Origin of the sequence: Bacillus sp. J14TS2 (assembly GCF_018333015.1) — a bacterium.
GTDB lineage: Bacteria > Bacillota > Bacilli > Bacillales > Bacillaceae_C > Lederbergia.
In genome coordinates this window covers 58332-75213 of the sequence record NZ_BORE01000016.1, presented here as the reverse complement: position 1 = coordinate 75213, position 16882 = coordinate 58332, and the positions used below count along the sequence as shown (strand labels likewise).

14 protein-coding genes, 1 tRNA gene and 1 other annotated feature are annotated in these 16882 nt (G+C 38.6%); of the genes, 2 read left to right on the top strand and 13 right to left on the bottom strand.

What is annotated here, in order from left to right:
- Positions 1-81: 81 nt before the first annotated feature.
- Together KI375_RS21240 and KI375_RS21235 are read right to left on the bottom strand one after the other, a co-directional pair.
- Complete coding sequence (locus tag KI375_RS21240) at positions 82-1980, bottom strand: PrkA family serine protein kinase (protein WP_212975408.1); 1899 nt, start codon at positions 1978-1980, stop codon at positions 82-84.
- Positions 1981-2743: 763 nt separating this feature from the next.
- Positions 2744-4276, bottom strand: coding sequence for a DHA2 family efflux MFS transporter permease subunit (locus tag KI375_RS21235; protein ID WP_212975459.1), 1533 nt, complete (start codon positions 4274-4276; stop codon positions 2744-2746).
- A gap of 179 nt (positions 4277-4455) precedes the next feature.
- Here KI375_RS21235 and KI375_RS21230 point away from each other — a divergent pair, with 179 nt between their 5' ends.
- Positions 4456-5349 carry a TetR/AcrR family transcriptional regulator gene (locus tag KI375_RS21230; protein WP_212975407.1) on the top strand — a complete coding sequence of 298 codons (894 nt, stop codon included), beginning with the start codon at positions 4456-4458 and terminating at the stop codon, positions 5347-5349.
- 52 nt (positions 5350-5401) lie between these two features.
- Here KI375_RS21230 and trmL read toward each other — a convergent pair whose 3' ends face one another.
- The 7 genes from trmL to KI375_RS21200 form a co-directional block, all read right to left on the bottom strand.
- Positions 5402-5875 carry a tRNA (uridine(34)/cytosine(34)/5-carboxymethylaminomethyluridine(34)-2'-O)-methyltransferase TrmL gene (trmL, locus tag KI375_RS21225; protein ID WP_212975406.1) on the bottom strand — a complete coding sequence of 158 codons (474 nt, stop codon included), beginning with the start codon at positions 5873-5875 and terminating at the stop codon, positions 5402-5404.
- 424 nt (positions 5876-6299) lie between these two features.
- Positions 6300-7160 (bottom strand): amidase domain-containing protein, encoded by an 861-nt coding sequence (locus KI375_RS21220; RefSeq protein WP_212975405.1) that lies wholly within the window; start codon positions 7158-7160, stop codon positions 6300-6302.
- Between the two features lie 79 nt (positions 7161-7239).
- Positions 7240-8385 (bottom strand): tRNA epoxyqueuosine(34) reductase QueG, encoded by a 1146-nt coding sequence (queG, locus tag KI375_RS21215; protein WP_212975404.1) that lies wholly within the window; start codon positions 8383-8385, stop codon positions 7240-7242.
- A 199-nt stretch (positions 8386-8584) separates the two neighbouring features.
- A tRNA-Gly gene (locus tag KI375_RS21210) sits at positions 8585-8658 on the bottom strand.
- A gap of 26 nt (positions 8659-8684) precedes the next feature.
- Positions 8685-8966 carry a hypothetical protein gene (locus KI375_RS28025; RefSeq protein WP_374706886.1) on the bottom strand — a complete coding sequence of 94 codons (282 nt, stop codon included), beginning with the start codon at positions 8964-8966 and terminating at the stop codon, positions 8685-8687.
- Complete coding sequence (locus KI375_RS21205; protein WP_212975403.1) at positions 8948-9778, bottom strand: alpha/beta hydrolase; 831 nt, start codon at positions 9776-9778, stop codon at positions 8948-8950. Before KI375_RS21205 ends, KI375_RS28025 begins: the two co-directional genes overlap by 19 nt.
- A gap of 255 nt (positions 9779-10033) precedes the next feature.
- Positions 10034-11008 carry an aromatic ring-hydroxylating dioxygenase subunit alpha gene (locus tag KI375_RS21200; protein WP_212975402.1) on the bottom strand — a complete coding sequence of 325 codons (975 nt, stop codon included), beginning with the start codon at positions 11006-11008 and terminating at the stop codon, positions 10034-10036.
- Positions 11009-11190: 182 nt separating this feature from the next.
- Between KI375_RS21200 and KI375_RS21195 the strand changes: the two genes are divergently transcribed.
- Positions 11191-12519, top strand: a complete 1329-nt coding sequence (locus KI375_RS21195) for a nucleobase:cation symporter-2 family protein (protein ID WP_212975401.1) — start codon at positions 11191-11193, stop codon at positions 12517-12519.
- 332 nt (positions 12520-12851) lie between these two features.
- Here the strand turns inward: KI375_RS21195 and trpB are convergent, their stop codons facing one another.
- The 4 genes from trpB to mraY all read right to left on the bottom strand — a co-directional run bounded on the left by trpB (position 12852) and on the right by mraY (position 16855).
- Positions 12852-14021, bottom strand: coding sequence for a tryptophan synthase subunit beta (trpB, locus tag KI375_RS21190; RefSeq protein ID WP_212975400.1), 1170 nt, complete (start codon positions 14019-14021; stop codon positions 12852-12854).
- 49 nt (positions 14022-14070) lie between these two features.
- Positions 14071-14288, bottom strand: a binding site (T-box leader).
- Between the two features lie 352 nt (positions 14289-14640).
- Entirely contained in the window at positions 14641-15222 is a 582-nt protein-coding gene (locus KI375_RS21185) for an HAD-IA family hydrolase (RefSeq protein ID WP_212975399.1), read from the bottom strand.
- Positions 15219-15572 carry a GNAT family N-acetyltransferase gene (locus KI375_RS21180; protein ID WP_212975458.1) on the bottom strand — a complete coding sequence of 118 codons (354 nt, stop codon included), beginning with the start codon at positions 15570-15572 and terminating at the stop codon, positions 15219-15221. The genes KI375_RS21185 and KI375_RS21180 overlap by 4 nt, the downstream gene beginning before the upstream one ends.
- Positions 15573-15898: 326 nt before the next feature.
- Positions 15899-16855: a phospho-N-acetylmuramoyl-pentapeptide-transferase gene (mraY, locus tag KI375_RS21175; protein ID WP_212975398.1), complete on the bottom strand. Its 957-nt coding sequence runs from the start codon at positions 16853-16855 to the stop codon at positions 15899-15901.
- Positions 16856-16882: the final 27 nt, after the last annotated feature.

Genomic DNA, 16882 nt, shown 5'->3' with positions numbered 1-16882 from the left:
ATAATCAGGATTTCAGACAGAGAGTATGAAAGGTTGCCTTCAATGTGGAGGCAACCTTAAATTGTGCTTTGTTATAGAAACTTAGCGATTTAATAAACTACCGACATATCTTAATAATTCATTGGCGGAGGTTGAGTTATAGCCATGTTCATCAATTAACCTAGCCACTACTTCATTGATTTTCTTTAATTGCTGCTCATCTGGTGTTTTTGCTGAAGTGGTGATCTTGACAACATCTTTTAAATCAGCAAACAATTTCTTTTGGATTGCTTCCCGTAACCTGTCATGAGAACGATAGTCGAAGCTCTTTCCCTTGCGTGCAAGCGCAGAAATCCGAATAAGTATTTCTTCCCTAAATGATTTTTTCGCATTTTCAGATACACCGATTTGTTCTTCAATTGATCGCATTAATTTCTCATCAGGACTAATTTCTTCCCCTGTTAGTGGATCCTTAAGTTTTGCTTTATTACAAAAAGCTTCTACATTATCTAGATAATTATCCATTAAAGTCTTTGCCGATTCTTCATAAGAATAAACAAATGCCTTTTGAACCTCTTTCTTAGCAATGTCATCATATTCTTTTCTTGCTAAAGAAATATGATTTAAATAGACTTCCTTCCGTTCATTCGTAATCGATGGATGCTGATCAAGTCCTTCCTTTAAGGAGCGTAAAACATCTAGCGCATTGATTGATGTGATGCCTTTTCGTATAATCGTGGATGAAATACGATTAATGACATAGCGTGGATCAATCCCACTCATACCCTCTTCCTGAAATTCATTTTTCATCTCATCTACATCAGCCGAATTAAAACCTTCTACATTCTCCCCGTCATATAGACGCATTTTCTTAATTACGTCGACATCGCCTCTTTTTGTTTCCTTCAGTCTTGTTAAGATCGTAAACATAGCTGCCACTTTCAAAGTATGTGGTGCGATATGCACATCGTCTGCAACATCACTTTCTCTAATCATTTTTTCATATATACGCTCTTCTTCTGAAACCTTCAAATTATATGGGACTGGCATAACAATGATTCGCGAATGAAGTGCCTCATTCTTTTTATTTGCGATAAAGGAACGGTACTCCGTTTCATTTGTATGGGCAACAATTAATTCATCTGCGCTAATTAAAGCAAACCTACCCGCTTTAAAATTGCCTTCTTGTGTCAAAGATAATAAATGCCATAAAAACTTCTCATCACATTTCAGCATTTCTTGAAATTCCATTAAGCCACGATTGGCTTTATTCAACTCCCCATCAAAACGATAGGCTCTGGGATCGGATTCTGAACCGTATTCTGCAATCGTTGAAAAATCAATACTCCCTGTCAAATCTGCAATATCCTGAGACTTAGGGTCAGATGGACTAAAGGTGCCAATTCCTGCTCGCTTATCTTCTGAGAAGAAGATTCGCTCAACGATCACATCTTCAATGCGTCCGCCATATTCTTCTTCAAGCCGCAATGAGTTCAAAGGGGATAAATGCCCTTCGATTTTAATTCCATATTGCTTATGGAAGTCTTCGCGTAAATGGGCTGGCACTAAATGTAGAGGATCTTCGTGCATCGGACAACCTTTTATGGCATAGACCGCACCGTTGTCAGTCCTTGTATATGCCTCTAGACCTCTTTTTAGCATTGTGACAAGAGTCGATTTTCCACCACTCACTGGTCCCATTAAAAGAAGAATTCTTTTTCTAACATCTAATCGTTTAGCCGATGGATGGAAATATTCCTCCACTAATTTTTCCAAAGCCTCTTCCAATCCATATAATTCCGAATTAAAAAACTTATATACTCTTCTGCCATTCTCTTCCTCCACACCAGCATCTTTTATCATATTATATATGCGTGAATGGGCAGATTGAGCAATCCATGACTTTTCTTTCACTAATTGTAAATATTCGGCAAAGGTTCCTTCCCATTTCAATTCTTCTTCTTGTGAACGATATTGTTCAATTCTTTTTAAAATATCCATATAAACCTCCCCAGTAGGTGTGATGAGAGATGATTATTTCATTCTATGCGGGTGGACAACTAAACATGATACTTTCCCTTAAACAGGTCCAGCTCCTATATACTATAAAATAAGACATAGAAGGGTTCCCATTCACAAAATTGCCTACTTTGAACAATAAGCGAAAGAGAAAATCCACAAAATATGCGACATTCCTCTGATAATGGGCTATAATAAGTGGAAGAAGGATAGATTTTAAAAGGGAGGCTTACATAAAGATGAAATTGATCTTAATCATTGGTGTATGTATCGCATTCTTGGCCGCCATTTTCACTTCTGGATATGAAGACAAGCCAGGAACTACTAAAAAATAACTTATCAAACGCCATTCCCTTTTATCCGGATTGGCGTTTTGCTCTGTTTATTGAACAAGAAAAGCGCAAGGCGCCCGCCTATCGGCGACAAGCAAATGTTCTGAGACAAAGAAAGGCGTTCTTTGCCTTTCATTGTCTCAGGTTATTTGACCTCGAGCCGATGGCGCCTGGAGCTAGACACCAACCGCAATGTAAGCAGTTATCCACAAGCGACAATTTTATAGTTTCCTTAACAAGAAGAAAAGCGCAAGCGCCTTGATGTAAGAAGAAAGGCTAAATTCGCGCCATCCTGGGGGTAGGCGCTGGAGCTGGATGTCGACCGCGACATAAGCTAGAATTTTATAAATTCATAAGCAAACAAAAAAGCCTTGTGATCATCCAAATTTGATGATCGCAAGACTTTTTTTCGCTTATTCGGTAGCAACTTGTTCTGTTTTCACTTTCACTTCTCGTTTAACGTCTTCCATCGGCGGTTTGACCCGTTTCATAAACAAGGCAAGAACAAGGGCTACAGCCGCAATAATGGTCGAAATGAAGAATGCATGTGTAATACCATCTAACATTGCTTGATGGCCAATCAATTCCTGCATTTTTTCCATTGCTTCAGGTGTTAGTTGAGCATTAGGATCCGCTTTTGCTTGGGCATCTGCAGCTAATTCTGCACCTGCACTTGCCGCTCTTTTCGACATTACGGTAATCATAAAGGCTGTTCCAATCGCTCCTGAAACTTGGTTAAGTGTGTTATTTATCGCAGTTCCATGTGGGTTATCCCTCATTGGCAATTGGTTCATTCCGTTTGTCATAACAGGCATCATCACCATTGACATTCCAAACATTCTAAATGTATAAAGTAGCACTAAATGAGTGATCGAAGTATCCATTGTTAATCTCGAGAATAAATAAGTCGTCACTGTCATCACTGTAATACCGATAACGGCAAGAATCCTAGCACCATACTTGTCAAATAAGCGACCTGTAATTGGAGACATGATCCCCATTAACAAAGCACCTGGCAGCATTAACAAACCAGAATTCAAAGGAGAAATCCCTCTTATTTCTTGAACATAAAGAGGCGTAAGAATCATTCCAGAAAACATCGATACGGCAATGACAATCGAAATAACAGATGACAAAGCAAACATTGGATGCTTATAAACTCGGAATTCAAGCATAGGCTCTTCCATTTTTAGTTGGCGTATAACAAAGATAATCAAGCTAATTGTTCCTACTACTAATGGTACGTATGATTGAGGTGCTCCCCAACCGACTTCTTGATCCCCAGCTGAACTAAATCCGTATAATATTCCTCCAAAAGCAATACTTGATAAAACAAGCGAAAGAAAATCAAGATGAACCTTCTGTTGTGGAGTAATATTTTTCAATTTAAAAATCGCAATCACCAATACTAGAATAGCAAATGGCAAAACGACAGAGAATAATGCTCTCCAGCTAAAGGTTTGGATCAAATATCCGGATAATGTTGGGCCAATGGCAGGGGCTACGATCATAACCAAACCAAAAAAGCCCATTGCTGTTCCTCTTTTTTCCACTGGAAAAGCTGTTAACATGACATTCATTAGCAATGGCATCATAATCGCTGATCCTGCTGCTTGAATCATTCTTCCTGCAAGCAATAGACCAAAATTAGGTGCAATAAGTGCCAGTAATGTTCCTAAAGAAAATAAACTCATTGCTGTTATGAACAAACTTCGATTCGTAAATCGTTGAATAAAAAAAGCACTCGCTGGAATGAGAATGCCGTTCACAAGCATATACCCTGTTGCTAACCATTGTACGGTTGCAGTACCAATTTCAAACTCTCTTTGAATAGATGGTAGAGCAATATTTATTAAAGTGTTATTTAGAATTGAGACAAATGCGCCAATAAAAAGAACCGCTATAGCTCCATAAGGCGGTTTTTTTTGAATGGATTCAATATCCATATAAATTCCCCCAGTCAGTCTTTCATCTGTATTAGTATAATACGAACTCATTACTTTAAATATTTTAAACCCATGGTCTAAAAAAATCAACAAAAACTTTTTTCCTTTTTTAAATGTTTGTCTAAACCTTGTCATTAAGGTAAAATATGATTTAGACTACAAGTATAAAAGGTGAGATTATGAACCAAAGAAAAAAGCAAATTATTGATGTAGCACACCGTCTATTTATCCAAAAGGGATTTTCTGCCACATCGATTAAAGATATATTAAATGAAGCCAGTATCGCAAAGGGAACCTTTTACAATCATTTTGCTTCTAAAAACGATTGTTTAATCGCTATTCTAGAGATGGTTCGTGAGGAAGCTGAAGTGATTCGAGAGGAAATTTCCTTCGGTAAGGAAAAGAACGATCCGGATGTCTTCGTCCAACAAGTATTAGTTCGAATGGAAATGAATCGCAAACAAAATTTACTTCCATTATTTGAATCTATCTATAGCTCAAAAGATCAAGATTTAAAGGCATTTATCCAAAACCAACATAAAGTAGAATTACAGTGGACTGCTTCAAGGGTGGTTGATTTATTTGGGGATCATACAAAAGAGTATTCGCTTGATTATGCTTGTATTTGTTTTGGAATGATCCATTATATGACACATGTTTGGATGCTGGGCTCTAAAAAGAAATATGAGTTAAGAGAAATAATTTATTATACCTTAAAACAGTTACGAACAATTATTTCGAATCAGAGCGAAGAAAACAAACCTTTCTTTCCTGCTGACTGGCTTCATCCTTATAATCAGGATATACAAATAGATCCGATTGATATTAAGAAACAATTTATAACCCAGCTGGAAATATTACTTAAGAGAATGGATGAGATGGCTGTAAAACAAGGTCGTAAAGAACGATTCGAGTTCCTACATTCAGAATTACAAACCGAATCACCTAGGGACTTTTTAATCGAAAGTGTCCTCTATTCGATCAAAAGAAAGGCAGATTCCTCTTTCTTCAAAAATGAAATACAAGAAATTATCCAGTTAGGCCAACAATACTTGCAACATCATGACCATTAATCAGGATTCACAACAGAAAGGATCTCCTATCAAAAATAGGAGATCCTTTCTGTTAATGCAATCCAGGGTTTCCTTGCTGACGTAAAGCCTCATAGACTAGAATGGCCGCTGTATTCGATAAATTAAGTGAACGGACATGATCATTCATCGGGATCCGCAAGCAATGATCGATATTCTGTTCAATTAAATCCTGCGGTAATCCACTCGTTTCCCTTCCAAAAACAAAATAATGTTGGGCCTTAGGATCACTGTAATCAAAGGTTGTATGAGGTTTTTGACCGAATTTGGTCAAATAATAAAATTGGCCCCCTTGATTCTTGAAGAAAAACTCTTCAAGGGAATCGTAATAAGTAATATTCACAAACTCCCAATAATCCAATCCGGCACGCTTTAACATTTTATCATCTGTTGAGAAGCCAAGCGGCCGAATCAAATGCAAATGAGTATCTGTTGCAGCACAAGTTCTGGCAATATTTCCTGTGTTTGCAGGAATTTCTGGTTGATATAAAACAACATGGTTTGGCACTTTCTTTCACCTCATCAATAAACGTTACTGTGCCATTATACACCATATGAGGAGGTTCAAAAAGCCTGGTAAAAATGACGCTGCGAGATAAAAGATCTTCTACTAAGTACCGACACGTCCAGTATCGAACGTCGAAGTCACCATACACCGCAAGTTCGTTGGCTTGCTTTTCCGCTTCTTGCAAAAGAAAAACCACTTTTCCTTTGTACGAAGCGGATTCAGGGAAGGTTTCCTTTTGTTCACGTATTAAGAGAAAGGATTTTCCGTTAACATTCCCCACTTCCTGCTGACAGCAAGGAAATCAGTACCAAGTCCACCTCAACTTTCGACGTACAGGATGTACTAGTGTTGTGTTGTTGAACTGCATCAGCGCCTTTAGCCGACTCGGTACTTTTTATCCACCTTTTTGAACACTTCTATATCTTTAAGAATCATCTATAATCGTGTACATTTTATATTGAATATTTGGGGTATAGGCTGTTGAATCTTCGTATGCCCAATATCTCATTCGACTATTGTACGTGTGAGCATTCACGAGCGGTTCACCTGCTGCGTCCTTGCCTGTCACAATCGTATTATGATCAAAACGGCCATCCCCTTGAAAATCGTAACATATCACATCACCTAATTTTAATTCACGAGGATCATTCACCTCTTGTGCACGCAGTCCAATTGTTGAACTGCCAAGATGCGTTTTCAAAGAATTAGCAACAGACCAACTATAGCTCCAATTTTTATTTTGATACCACCACCCCTTCCCTCTATTAGGATGCCCTCTCATCGGCGCGCCGCCAACATGGAGACATTGCGATATAAAATTGGTACAATCCACCTCAAACTTTTCATAAGCTGGATTGTAATCATCCCACCATTTCTCTGCATATTGGACAGCTTTTAAGCGATCATAAATAAACGTGATCCTTTCTGAGCCTTCTTCAAATTCAGGATCATTTACCTCTTGTTTTGAATATTCAATAGCTATCTCTTGATCATCGACTAATTTATTTTTAAAAAAACGTGCCTGCCTCTGCTCAATCTCTTCTTCTATATACATGAAATCAGCTTGCTTGATTACATATTTTAAATGAATTTGATAAGTAATATGGTCTTGCTCTTTTGCTCTTTCCATCGTGGTAATCTTACCTTTTCCCAGAACCTTCACTAATGTTGCTTTCCTTTTTGTTAGAGAATCCAGTTTTTTTATCACCTTCTCTTCTTCTGGCTTTTTTCTACGCACCAATTGGTCGATTCGCTCTTCAAGTGCCAATGCTAATTGTTGTCTCACCACATCCCTCCTCCATAAACTATATGCAGCAAGCCCCCACAACCATGATTATAGATGCGCATGAAAAAAGAGATCGAAGCTATGCTTCGGTCTCTTTTTGGAAAAATTCTAATCCTTTTTCAATTTCCTCTAAAACGGAAATATCTTGTTCTTTCTGTTGTGCTTGGAGCAATGCCTCTTTCGCTTCTGCACCACCAATTTTCCCTAGCGCCCATGCGGCAGTACCACGCAAAACAGGACGGACGTCTTTTTCCATAATCTTCGTCAATTTACCTACAGATTCTTTTTCCTTAAAATGGGCTAATGCAATAATCGCATTTCTCTGAATTGGCTTTTTTCCACGCCAAGAACCAGACATCTCACCAAAAATTTCTTTAAATTGGCGGTTTGATAACTCTAACAAAGGATCTAATAAAGGTTTTACCATCTCAGGTTCCGGCTCCATCGCTTGATGATGATGAAAATCCATCCCCTTGTTTTTTGGGCAGACAGATTGACATGTATCACATCCATATAAGCGATTTCCGATCTTGGTTCTGAATTCATCCGGTAAAAAATCCTTTGTCTGTGTGAGAAAAGCAATGCAACGTTTGGCGTTTAATTGACCTGGTTGAACCAACGCTCCTGTAGGACAAGCATCTAAACACATCGTGCATTCCCCACACTGGTCTTGGAGCGGTTCATCTGGTTCAAGCGGAAGATTGGTAATCATCTCTCCTAAATAGACATATGAACCAAATTCCGGTGTGATAATCGAACAGTTTTTTCCACTCCATCCGATTCCGGCACGCTCTGCAACGGCTCGGTCCACAAGTTCCCCTGTATCTACCATCGTTTTAATAGCCGTTTCGGGTACTTGTTCTTTTATATATACAGCTAGTTGAGTTAATTTTTCCTTAACAAGCTGGTGGTAATCAACTCCCCAAGAGGCACGACAAAACAAGCCCCTTCTCTCCCCTTTTTTTCCACGAGGTGGTTCTTCCATTCGTGAAGGGTAAGCAAGAGCAATCGCAATAATCGAGCGAGGTTGATCAAATATTAAAGAAGGATCTGTGCGTTCCTCAATATTTTTATGCTCAAAGCCTGATTGGTACTCAAGCTCCTGTTGTCTTAATAATCGATTTTTCATTTCAATAAAAGGATCGGAGCTGGCAAAGCCAATTTTATCAATTCCAATCTCTTGACTGAACTGGATAATATCTTGTTTTAATTGAGCATAATCCACAGACTCGTCCCCTTCCTAATTAGAATGATTTGCTACTATTTTACACTATAAGTTATTACAGGCAAAAAGTGAATGAATGGAAGTGACCACATCCACTATTACAAATGAACCTGCTGATCAAATACTGGAAATACGCTAAGCATATAAAAAACGCAAAGCCTTGTTTTTTATATAAAACAAAACCCTGCGTTGGTATGTATGGAGCGGGTGATGGGAATCGAACCCACGACAACAGCTTGGAAGGCTGTAGTTTTACCACTAAACTACACCCGCATGACTCCTTCAAAAAGTTGACCCTATTATTGTACAAAATAAACGAAAAAATTGCAACATTCGTCACAAAACCTCCATAACTCGAAACTGGATACTACTTGTTTTCGGGCGGATACTACTTGTTTTCGGGCGGATACTACTTGTTTTCGGGCGGATACTACTTGTTTTCGGGCGGATACTACTTGTTTTCGGGCGGATACTACTTGTTTTCGGGCGGATACTACTTGTTTTCGGGCGGATAGAAGAACGCCCGTCAATGCCGGGCGTTCTTCTATCTTATTATTCCTACTTATGAAAAGCACTCCCATAGAAATCGGACCATTTCTCCTGGGCGTACAGGGTCACTTGTATGACGGAATACAAAAGGAATTTGATATTCATCATATTTTTTCTTTAATATGTATCCATGTATCGGATGATGAACCATCTCGCCAACAGGCGCATCTGTAGAAATGTATGGTTGGTCAAACGGATAATCATACGTCATAAAGAGAGGTGGTGCTGATGCTGACATATAGTTAATAGCGGAGGCTTTTTCCGCAAGCTCTAAAGTATTAGGATGATACAGTTCTTCCGTCGAAGAGATCCCATAAAATAGAGCGATATTCGACTGGATGTGAGGACCGTCGTAAATATCTTCGTAAAAACGCTGATCTTTTGAAACTTGTGTGCCAAAACCAATGAAGGCAGACACATCTGATGGTACTCGTTCGATTGGATCAGAACTCTCCGGATTGGCTAAGTTTCCTCGAAGCGCATTCCAAAGCGCAATATGCCCACCTGCAGATGAACCAGATGTAGCAATACGCTCGATATCAATTCCCCATTCTTCAGCCTGACTTCTTACAAACTGAATCGCCCTTGTCCCATCCTGCATAGGAGCTGGAAACGGGTCGGTAGTAATAAACCGATAATTGCAAGTCACCACAGAGATACCAGCTTGCAAACAGTCTTCCATTAAACTATTTGCCTGAAAACTGCTTTTATCTCCACTTACATAGCCGCCTCCGTGAAAAAAAATTAAAACCGGCGTAGGCTTCCCCTCTTCAAGGATATAGGCATCTAACTTATTTCTCTCATAAGGTCCATACGGTATATCCTTATATTCATTTACATTCATTCTATCACTCTACCTTTACTTTTATTTGAAATATTAGAGCGCTATCATCTTATTATGATAACATTACCACATTCAAATAACGATATCTAATTACCAATAGTTCCAAAAGCAGGATCGATCAAAGATTAGTAGCACAAAATCAGTTTCCATTCATTTTTTAAATAAAAATCGAGGGCTCACTTCGCGTATATACCAAATTGACAACAAAAATAGCTTGCTATCGGTTTAAACGTCCGATCGCAAGCTATTTACATATTATGCAGTTCCGAGCTCGACCCCAAGCTCTTTCAAATATCTTCGATACGCAATACTTACGCGATCACAAATCAGGGATAATTCGATCTGAAGGTCAAGAGGTAGTTCTTCTGGCTTTTGATTTTGCACAATTGGCTTATCCTGTGAAAAAATTTCATCCTGAAACGCAATTAATTCCTCATCAGTTAAACCTGTATCATAATTAAAAGATAAAATTCCATAGGCCATCGAGTTCTCTTCGTCAATCGGGCGAACCGTTAATAAAATCGTCATTAATGTGTCATTCTCTTGATCTCTTTTCGTAAAGCTCACAGTAAAGGGACGATGGATTTCATAAGTATAATAAACATATTTAGGTTTTCCCGAACCATCTGGATCAGGTTGATAAATCGCAATTTCATCAGAGTAAATTCGATCACCCTCTTGGTGTACCTTATAATCCGGAACCTCTCGATGTTCTTCCGATCCTAAATAGCCCTGATGCACAACAGCTAAATGTCCGACATCTAGAAAGTTTTCAATGATACGCGGTGGTTTGGCAACTACCTCTTGCGGTCCCCAAATCACATTATGGAATTCTGTTCCTTCCATTGGTTGATAGTGAAAAAGCTCTGGCTCATTCCCAGCAATATTCACCCAAATCAGCCCATATTTTTCTTGACACGCATATGAAATGGCTTTTGCTTTACGAGGAATTGGTCTGCCTTCAGGAAGCTGCGGTATTTTGACACAGGCACCTGTCTCATCATACTCCCACGCATGGTATGGGCATACTAAACAATCATTTTTTACTTCACCTAAAGACAAAGCCGCGCCTCGATGAATACAAAGATCTTTAAAAGCGTGGATTCCTTTGCTATTTCGAAAAATAGCTAACCGCTCTCCCATTAAAACGACTTGAATCGGCTTTTCTTTGACATCCTCTGATCGACAAGCAACAAGCCAGTCCTCTTGTAAAATTTTATCTTCCAACATTTTTAACCCTCCACCATTGTTATCCTACTTCCATCTTAATCATTTCCTAAGAAACGGTCAACCAAATTGACGAACATTTTTATTTTTATTTTATAAATCATTCGTTTATCATATACAAAACTAACTATATTATATATAATCCAAGAATAAAGTTTATTTTTAGCTAAGAAGGGTGATATCGGTTGGAAAATCAAACAGAAAATAATATTGTTTTAGGTGTTCATGACAAAATTAGTTACCACAAAGCATTTATTCTTGGTCTTCAACATGTATTAGCAATGGACTTATACATCGCTCCTATTATTATTGCCGGCCTTCTTTCGTTAAGTACAGAAAACACTTCTTTCTTTGTACAAATGTGTTTTCTTGCAACAGGTTTGGCTACCCTTGTTCAGACTGGAGCAGGCATTAAGCTTCCGGTTGTCCAAGGACCTTCTTATGTTCCGATCGGTGCGATTGCTGCGATCGGTGGAAAACTTGGCTTAGGAGCGATTGCCGGTAGTCTTATTCCCGGTGCAATCATTATTACCCTGATTGGCTATCCATTAAAATGGTTCGCCAAAGCTGTACGTAAAATCATCCCTCCGCTTGTTGGCGGAACAGTAATCATTATTGTCGGTATCTCACTAATGCCGACAGGGTTAAACAATATTTATCAGGCTGAAGGAAATATCGGAGAGAATATTTTGATTGCTGCTATTTCCGCAACCGTTCTAATTATTTGCATGCTACTGGGGCGTAAAATGAGAGGAATTGGAACTTTCTTTCGTTTAGTATCTGTCATTATTGCCATTGTCGCCGGCACCATTGCAGCAAGTTTTTTTGGTACTGTTGATTTTTCACCGGTGAAAGAAGCAAGCTGGTTTTCCCTACCGTCTCTTTTTCCGTTTGGAAAACCGGTGTTTAATCTAAACGCAATTATTACAATGGTTTTTGTTTATTTCATAATATTATTAGAAACTACAGGGACATGGTTTGTCGTATCCTCTATTACGAATGAAGAACTTGATGATCGTCGTTTAAATCGAGCTTCGGTTGGCGAAGGAATTGGCTGCTTAGTAGGTTCTTTATTTGGTAGTACTCCGATGACCGGATATTCTTCTAATGCTGGACTACTTGCGATTACAGGCGTTGCCAGTCGAATGGTCATTATCATGAGTGGTGTGATTCTCGTTTGTCTCGGATTGATTCCTAAACTCTCAACGGCTATCACCTGCATACCCGAGCCTGTTATTAATGGGATTTTTGGGATTGTTTGTGTAGCGATTGTCACCAATGGTATGAAAGTGATTCAACCTATTATGATAGACGATCGCAATATGATGATTATTGGACTCCCAATTCTCCTCACGATCGCTGTCACGATTTTACCACCAGAAGCCTTAAACTCAGCTCCTGATTGGGCTAACTATATCTTATCCTCAGCGACAACTGTCGGGGCATTGGCCACCGTCTTGCTAAACCTACTTATCCCGATAAAAAAAGTAGAAACCAATCATCTGTCAAAATAACGAAAAGGAACCCAAGCCTTCAAGATCATAGAAGGCTTGGGTTTATCTAGATAAGGATGCTCAAAGATCTGGTGAAAAATAAAGGAACTTCGACTAAGTCCTGACACGTCCTATCTCCAGCGTCCAAGTCACCACTTCCTATGGAAGCTCATTGTCAGGAAAAGGATTTTTCCTTAAAAATCGCCTATGCCCTGTGGACATCATGGAAGTCAGCACAACACGCCGACTTTCGACGTACAGGATGCATTAGTGCGGGTGTTTCTAACAAGACGTCAGTGTATTTACTCGACTTGGACCCTTTTATCCTCCTTTTTGAACACGCCCTATTTCGCTTATTTATCTTTTAACAACTCAAAGACTTGCTCCACATCTTTATCTCCACGTCCGGAAATATTTATAATGATCGTTTGATCTTTTTCAAGCGTTGGAGCAAATTTTAGTGCATATGCAACTGCATGGGCACTTTCCAATGCTGGGATGATCCCCTCCGTTTTAGAGAGAATGCGAAATGCATCCAATACTTCTTCATTGCTTACCGCTACATATTCTGCGCGGCCTGTGGTTTTTAATTGGCTATGCTCAGGGCCACTTCCAGGATAATCCAATCCTGCTGCAATCGAATAGGTTGGCAATGGGGTACCTTCCTCATCTTGTAAAAGGAGACATTTAAATCCATGGATAACGCCAGGTGTTCCAGTTGTTAAGGTTGCAGCTTTATCTGGTTCCACGCCAATTAAACGAACTTCTTCATCATCTAAATACTCTGCAAATGAACCGATCGCATTACTTCCGCCACCGATACAGGCAATCACTGCATCTGGCAATTTCCCCTCTTTTTTCAGGATTTGCTTCTTACTCTCTTTACTGATAACAGATTGAAATTGTTTAACCATTGCTGGATATGGATAAGGACCAACAGCTGAACCTAGTAGATAAAATGTATTCTCGTAATTTTCAACAAGATCTGCTAACGCTTCATCTACAGCTTCTTTTAATCGTCCCTGTCCTTTTGTTACGGCTACAACTTTTGCCCCTAATAATTCCATTCGAAAAACATTCAAAGCCTGTCTTTTTGTATCCTCTGCTCCCATATAAATCACACATTCCATGCCAAACATCGCACAAACAGTGGCTGTCGCTACTCCATGTTGCCCAGCTCCCGTTTCGGCAATCACTCGTTTTGCTCCCATGCGCTTCGCTAACAAAATTTGTCCAAGCACATTATTAATTTTATGAGCTCCTGTATGATTGAGATCCTCACGCTTCAAATAAATTTTTGCCCCACCTAATTCATTCGTTAAACGTTCGGCATAATAGAGTGGAGATTCTCTTCCTACATATTCTTCAAAGTAATACTGCAACTCCTGATTAAATGCTTCATCATCCTTATATTGCACAAATTTCTCAGCCAAAATCTGCAATACATGTTCTAGTTCTGGTGGTACATAGCTACCCCCAAATTCACCAAAATATCCTTTTTCTATTTGTTCTGCTTGATTCATCTTCTTCTCACTCCTATTTTTAAAATAAAAAAGGGCTTCTCAAAATCCTAAAAAGGACGAGAAACCCGTGGTGCCACCTTTATTCGTCTACAACGTAAACGCTCTTATTGCTTACGACTCTTCTATCAGTGAGCCCTCCGCCATAGCCTACTTTGTTCAGCATGGTTGCTCAGAAGTCCATTCAACAAAGATGCCACACTGATTTTCACCAGCCATCAGCTCTCTACTGTGCACCTCTTGTCTACTATTCTTCCTCATTGCAAACGTTATTTTTATTCATTTTAGTATTTTGTACAGTAATAGTCAATACAAAATATCTTCTCTATTCCTTCACAATGTGATTAAATGTAAAATTACTATTCTAGTCTAAAAAATTCATGCTAGTACTATTATGTAAAAAAGATTGATAGAAGATAAATGAACAAGTCTATTTCAGGAAATCCGCTTTTCCCTGGATGGTATACCGATCTCGGAACAAAGATTTCCCACAATCATTCTTACTCCTTTAAAGAAAGAATATACCACTTCGGAAATATACTTCTCTAAGGCAATGCGTTATTCGCCTTTAGAGCTAAACATTTAATATGTATTAGCATTAAAATCCATTTCGATCGTACATCTATCGGTCAGGTTGCAAGTCAGATATTATATTGAAGAAGTCTTGATACGCGGAAAGATAATAATCCGCTCCAGGTTCGTTATTTTGAAATAAGCATGTGGAGATACCTAATTGTTTTGCTGGAATAATATCAATGGTTCGATCGCCGATGGCTAGATCAATCCTGTGCTTCTGGTGTAAATATTCATAAGAGGCCGTATGTGGTTTACGAGGGTAGCCATCATCTCCTGCTACGATGTCAGAAAAGTACTTTTCCCAGCCATGCTCCCGTATAGTCCTCAGTACCTCAGCACGACTGCTGTGTGTCATAATCACGTTTTTATTTGCATAGCTTAGCACTTCTTCTACTCCCGGAAATGGTTTGAATTCATCGGCAGGTAATTGGTTAGCAAGCAAAATAAACTGGTTGACATGTTCATCACTCAAATTAAAAAATTGAATTCCATGTCTAAAGGAAATTTTGATTTGAGTATAGATCTCTTCCTCCGTAACATTTTCATTCTTCATCACCTGTTTTAATACTTTTGTAAACACTGGATACGTGTCAAAAAGCGTACCATCAAAATCCCATAATATATTCAAGTGAATTTCCCCTTTCTATGCATAACAAATTGTGAGCGGCTATGCTTAAAGTTATTTTTTTCGTAAAAAGGGATAAATTGCTCCTCACAAAATAAGCTGACCACATCTATAGAAGAAAGATCATCAAGCAGTTTTGATACAAGACTCACTCCAATCCCCGACTTTTGATAATCCCGGTGTACGACAACATCTTCTATGTATGCTCTAAAATGACCATCTGATACTGCTCTTGCAAATCCAATTAAAGTACCACCATCCCATACACCAATGGATAATGTAGTTCGCAACATTTGTTCAATATCTTGCTCATTTCTTTCCTCCCACCATCCTGCATCTTTATATAGTCTCATTAGCTCCGTCCCTTTGATTGCCTTTTCAGAGTGGCGCAAATATTTTACTGCCAAGTGATCATCCCCTTAAAATTTTCTCCATCATCTATACATTCTCTGCTAATTTTTGAATTTTCCACTTGAACACAAACCTTTTTCATGTTTTCTCCTATAATATTAAAAAGGAGTCTGATAACAAATGGAAATAGCCCTGCTTTATCTATTTGTTGGTGTTTGCATTGGTGGTTTACTGTATATGATAGCAGATTCTCGTCCTTTTTTTCTTTTTCTAATGGTGAGTATTGCTTGGTTACCACTTTTTTTGATTGGGATGACATTTGTTCCTTTTATGGGTGAAGAATGTATTTCCAATACCCGTAACAGATAAACGCACAAACCCAGGAGATCATTCCAAATATCATAACAATTGCCGTTTCCGACCACCCATATTTTAGGCTAAAATGATAATGGATTGGTGTCATTCTAAATAGCCTTTTACGTGTCCGTTTGAAATAGCCCACTTGTAAAATGACCGATAATTGTTCTGCAAAATAGACGAAAAATAAGACTGGTATTAATATTTCAACTTTTTCAAGAACGGCAAGAAAGGAAAGTGATCCGCCGATTGCTAAAGAACCCGTGTCGCCCATAAAAGCTTTCGCTGGAAAAATATTATAAATAAGAAATCCCAGCAAGCAGCCGATCATGATCAAACAAAATGTTTGTACCTCCGGCCTTTCTGATATCAAAAAAAAGAAAAAATAAGTTGGGATGGCAACAACGCCCAAAAGCCCATCCAATCCATCAGTAAAGTTGATAGCGTTTGCAGATCCGACGACAAAAAAGGCAATTACAACGATATAAAGAACAATTGGAAAATCGATTGAAATTTGCTTATAAATATAAATCTCTGTATCTATCCCCAATTTCCATATGATGTAAAAGAGTAAAAGTCCAGTGAATCCAAATTGAAAAATGAGTTTTGTTTTCCCAGATACACCCCCAGGATCTTGTCGAGAAGCTTTCCAAAAGTCATCTAAAAAACCGATAAAACTAAACAGAATATAAATAATCGCCAGCAAAAACATAAGAGGTGTAGGAAAATAAAGTAATGCAATGATGATTCCTACAAATAGAATTACACCAAACATTAATGGCGTACCCTTTTTTAACTGATGCGTAGATGGTAACTCTTTTCTTATTGGTTGAATAAGTCTCATTTTCCTTAAAAATGTAATCAGTAATGGTGATAAAGCTACAACAGAGATAAATGAAATCAGTGCTGAGATGATTTGTCCCTTCAATCTCCTTACTCCCTTCTTCTATAAAGA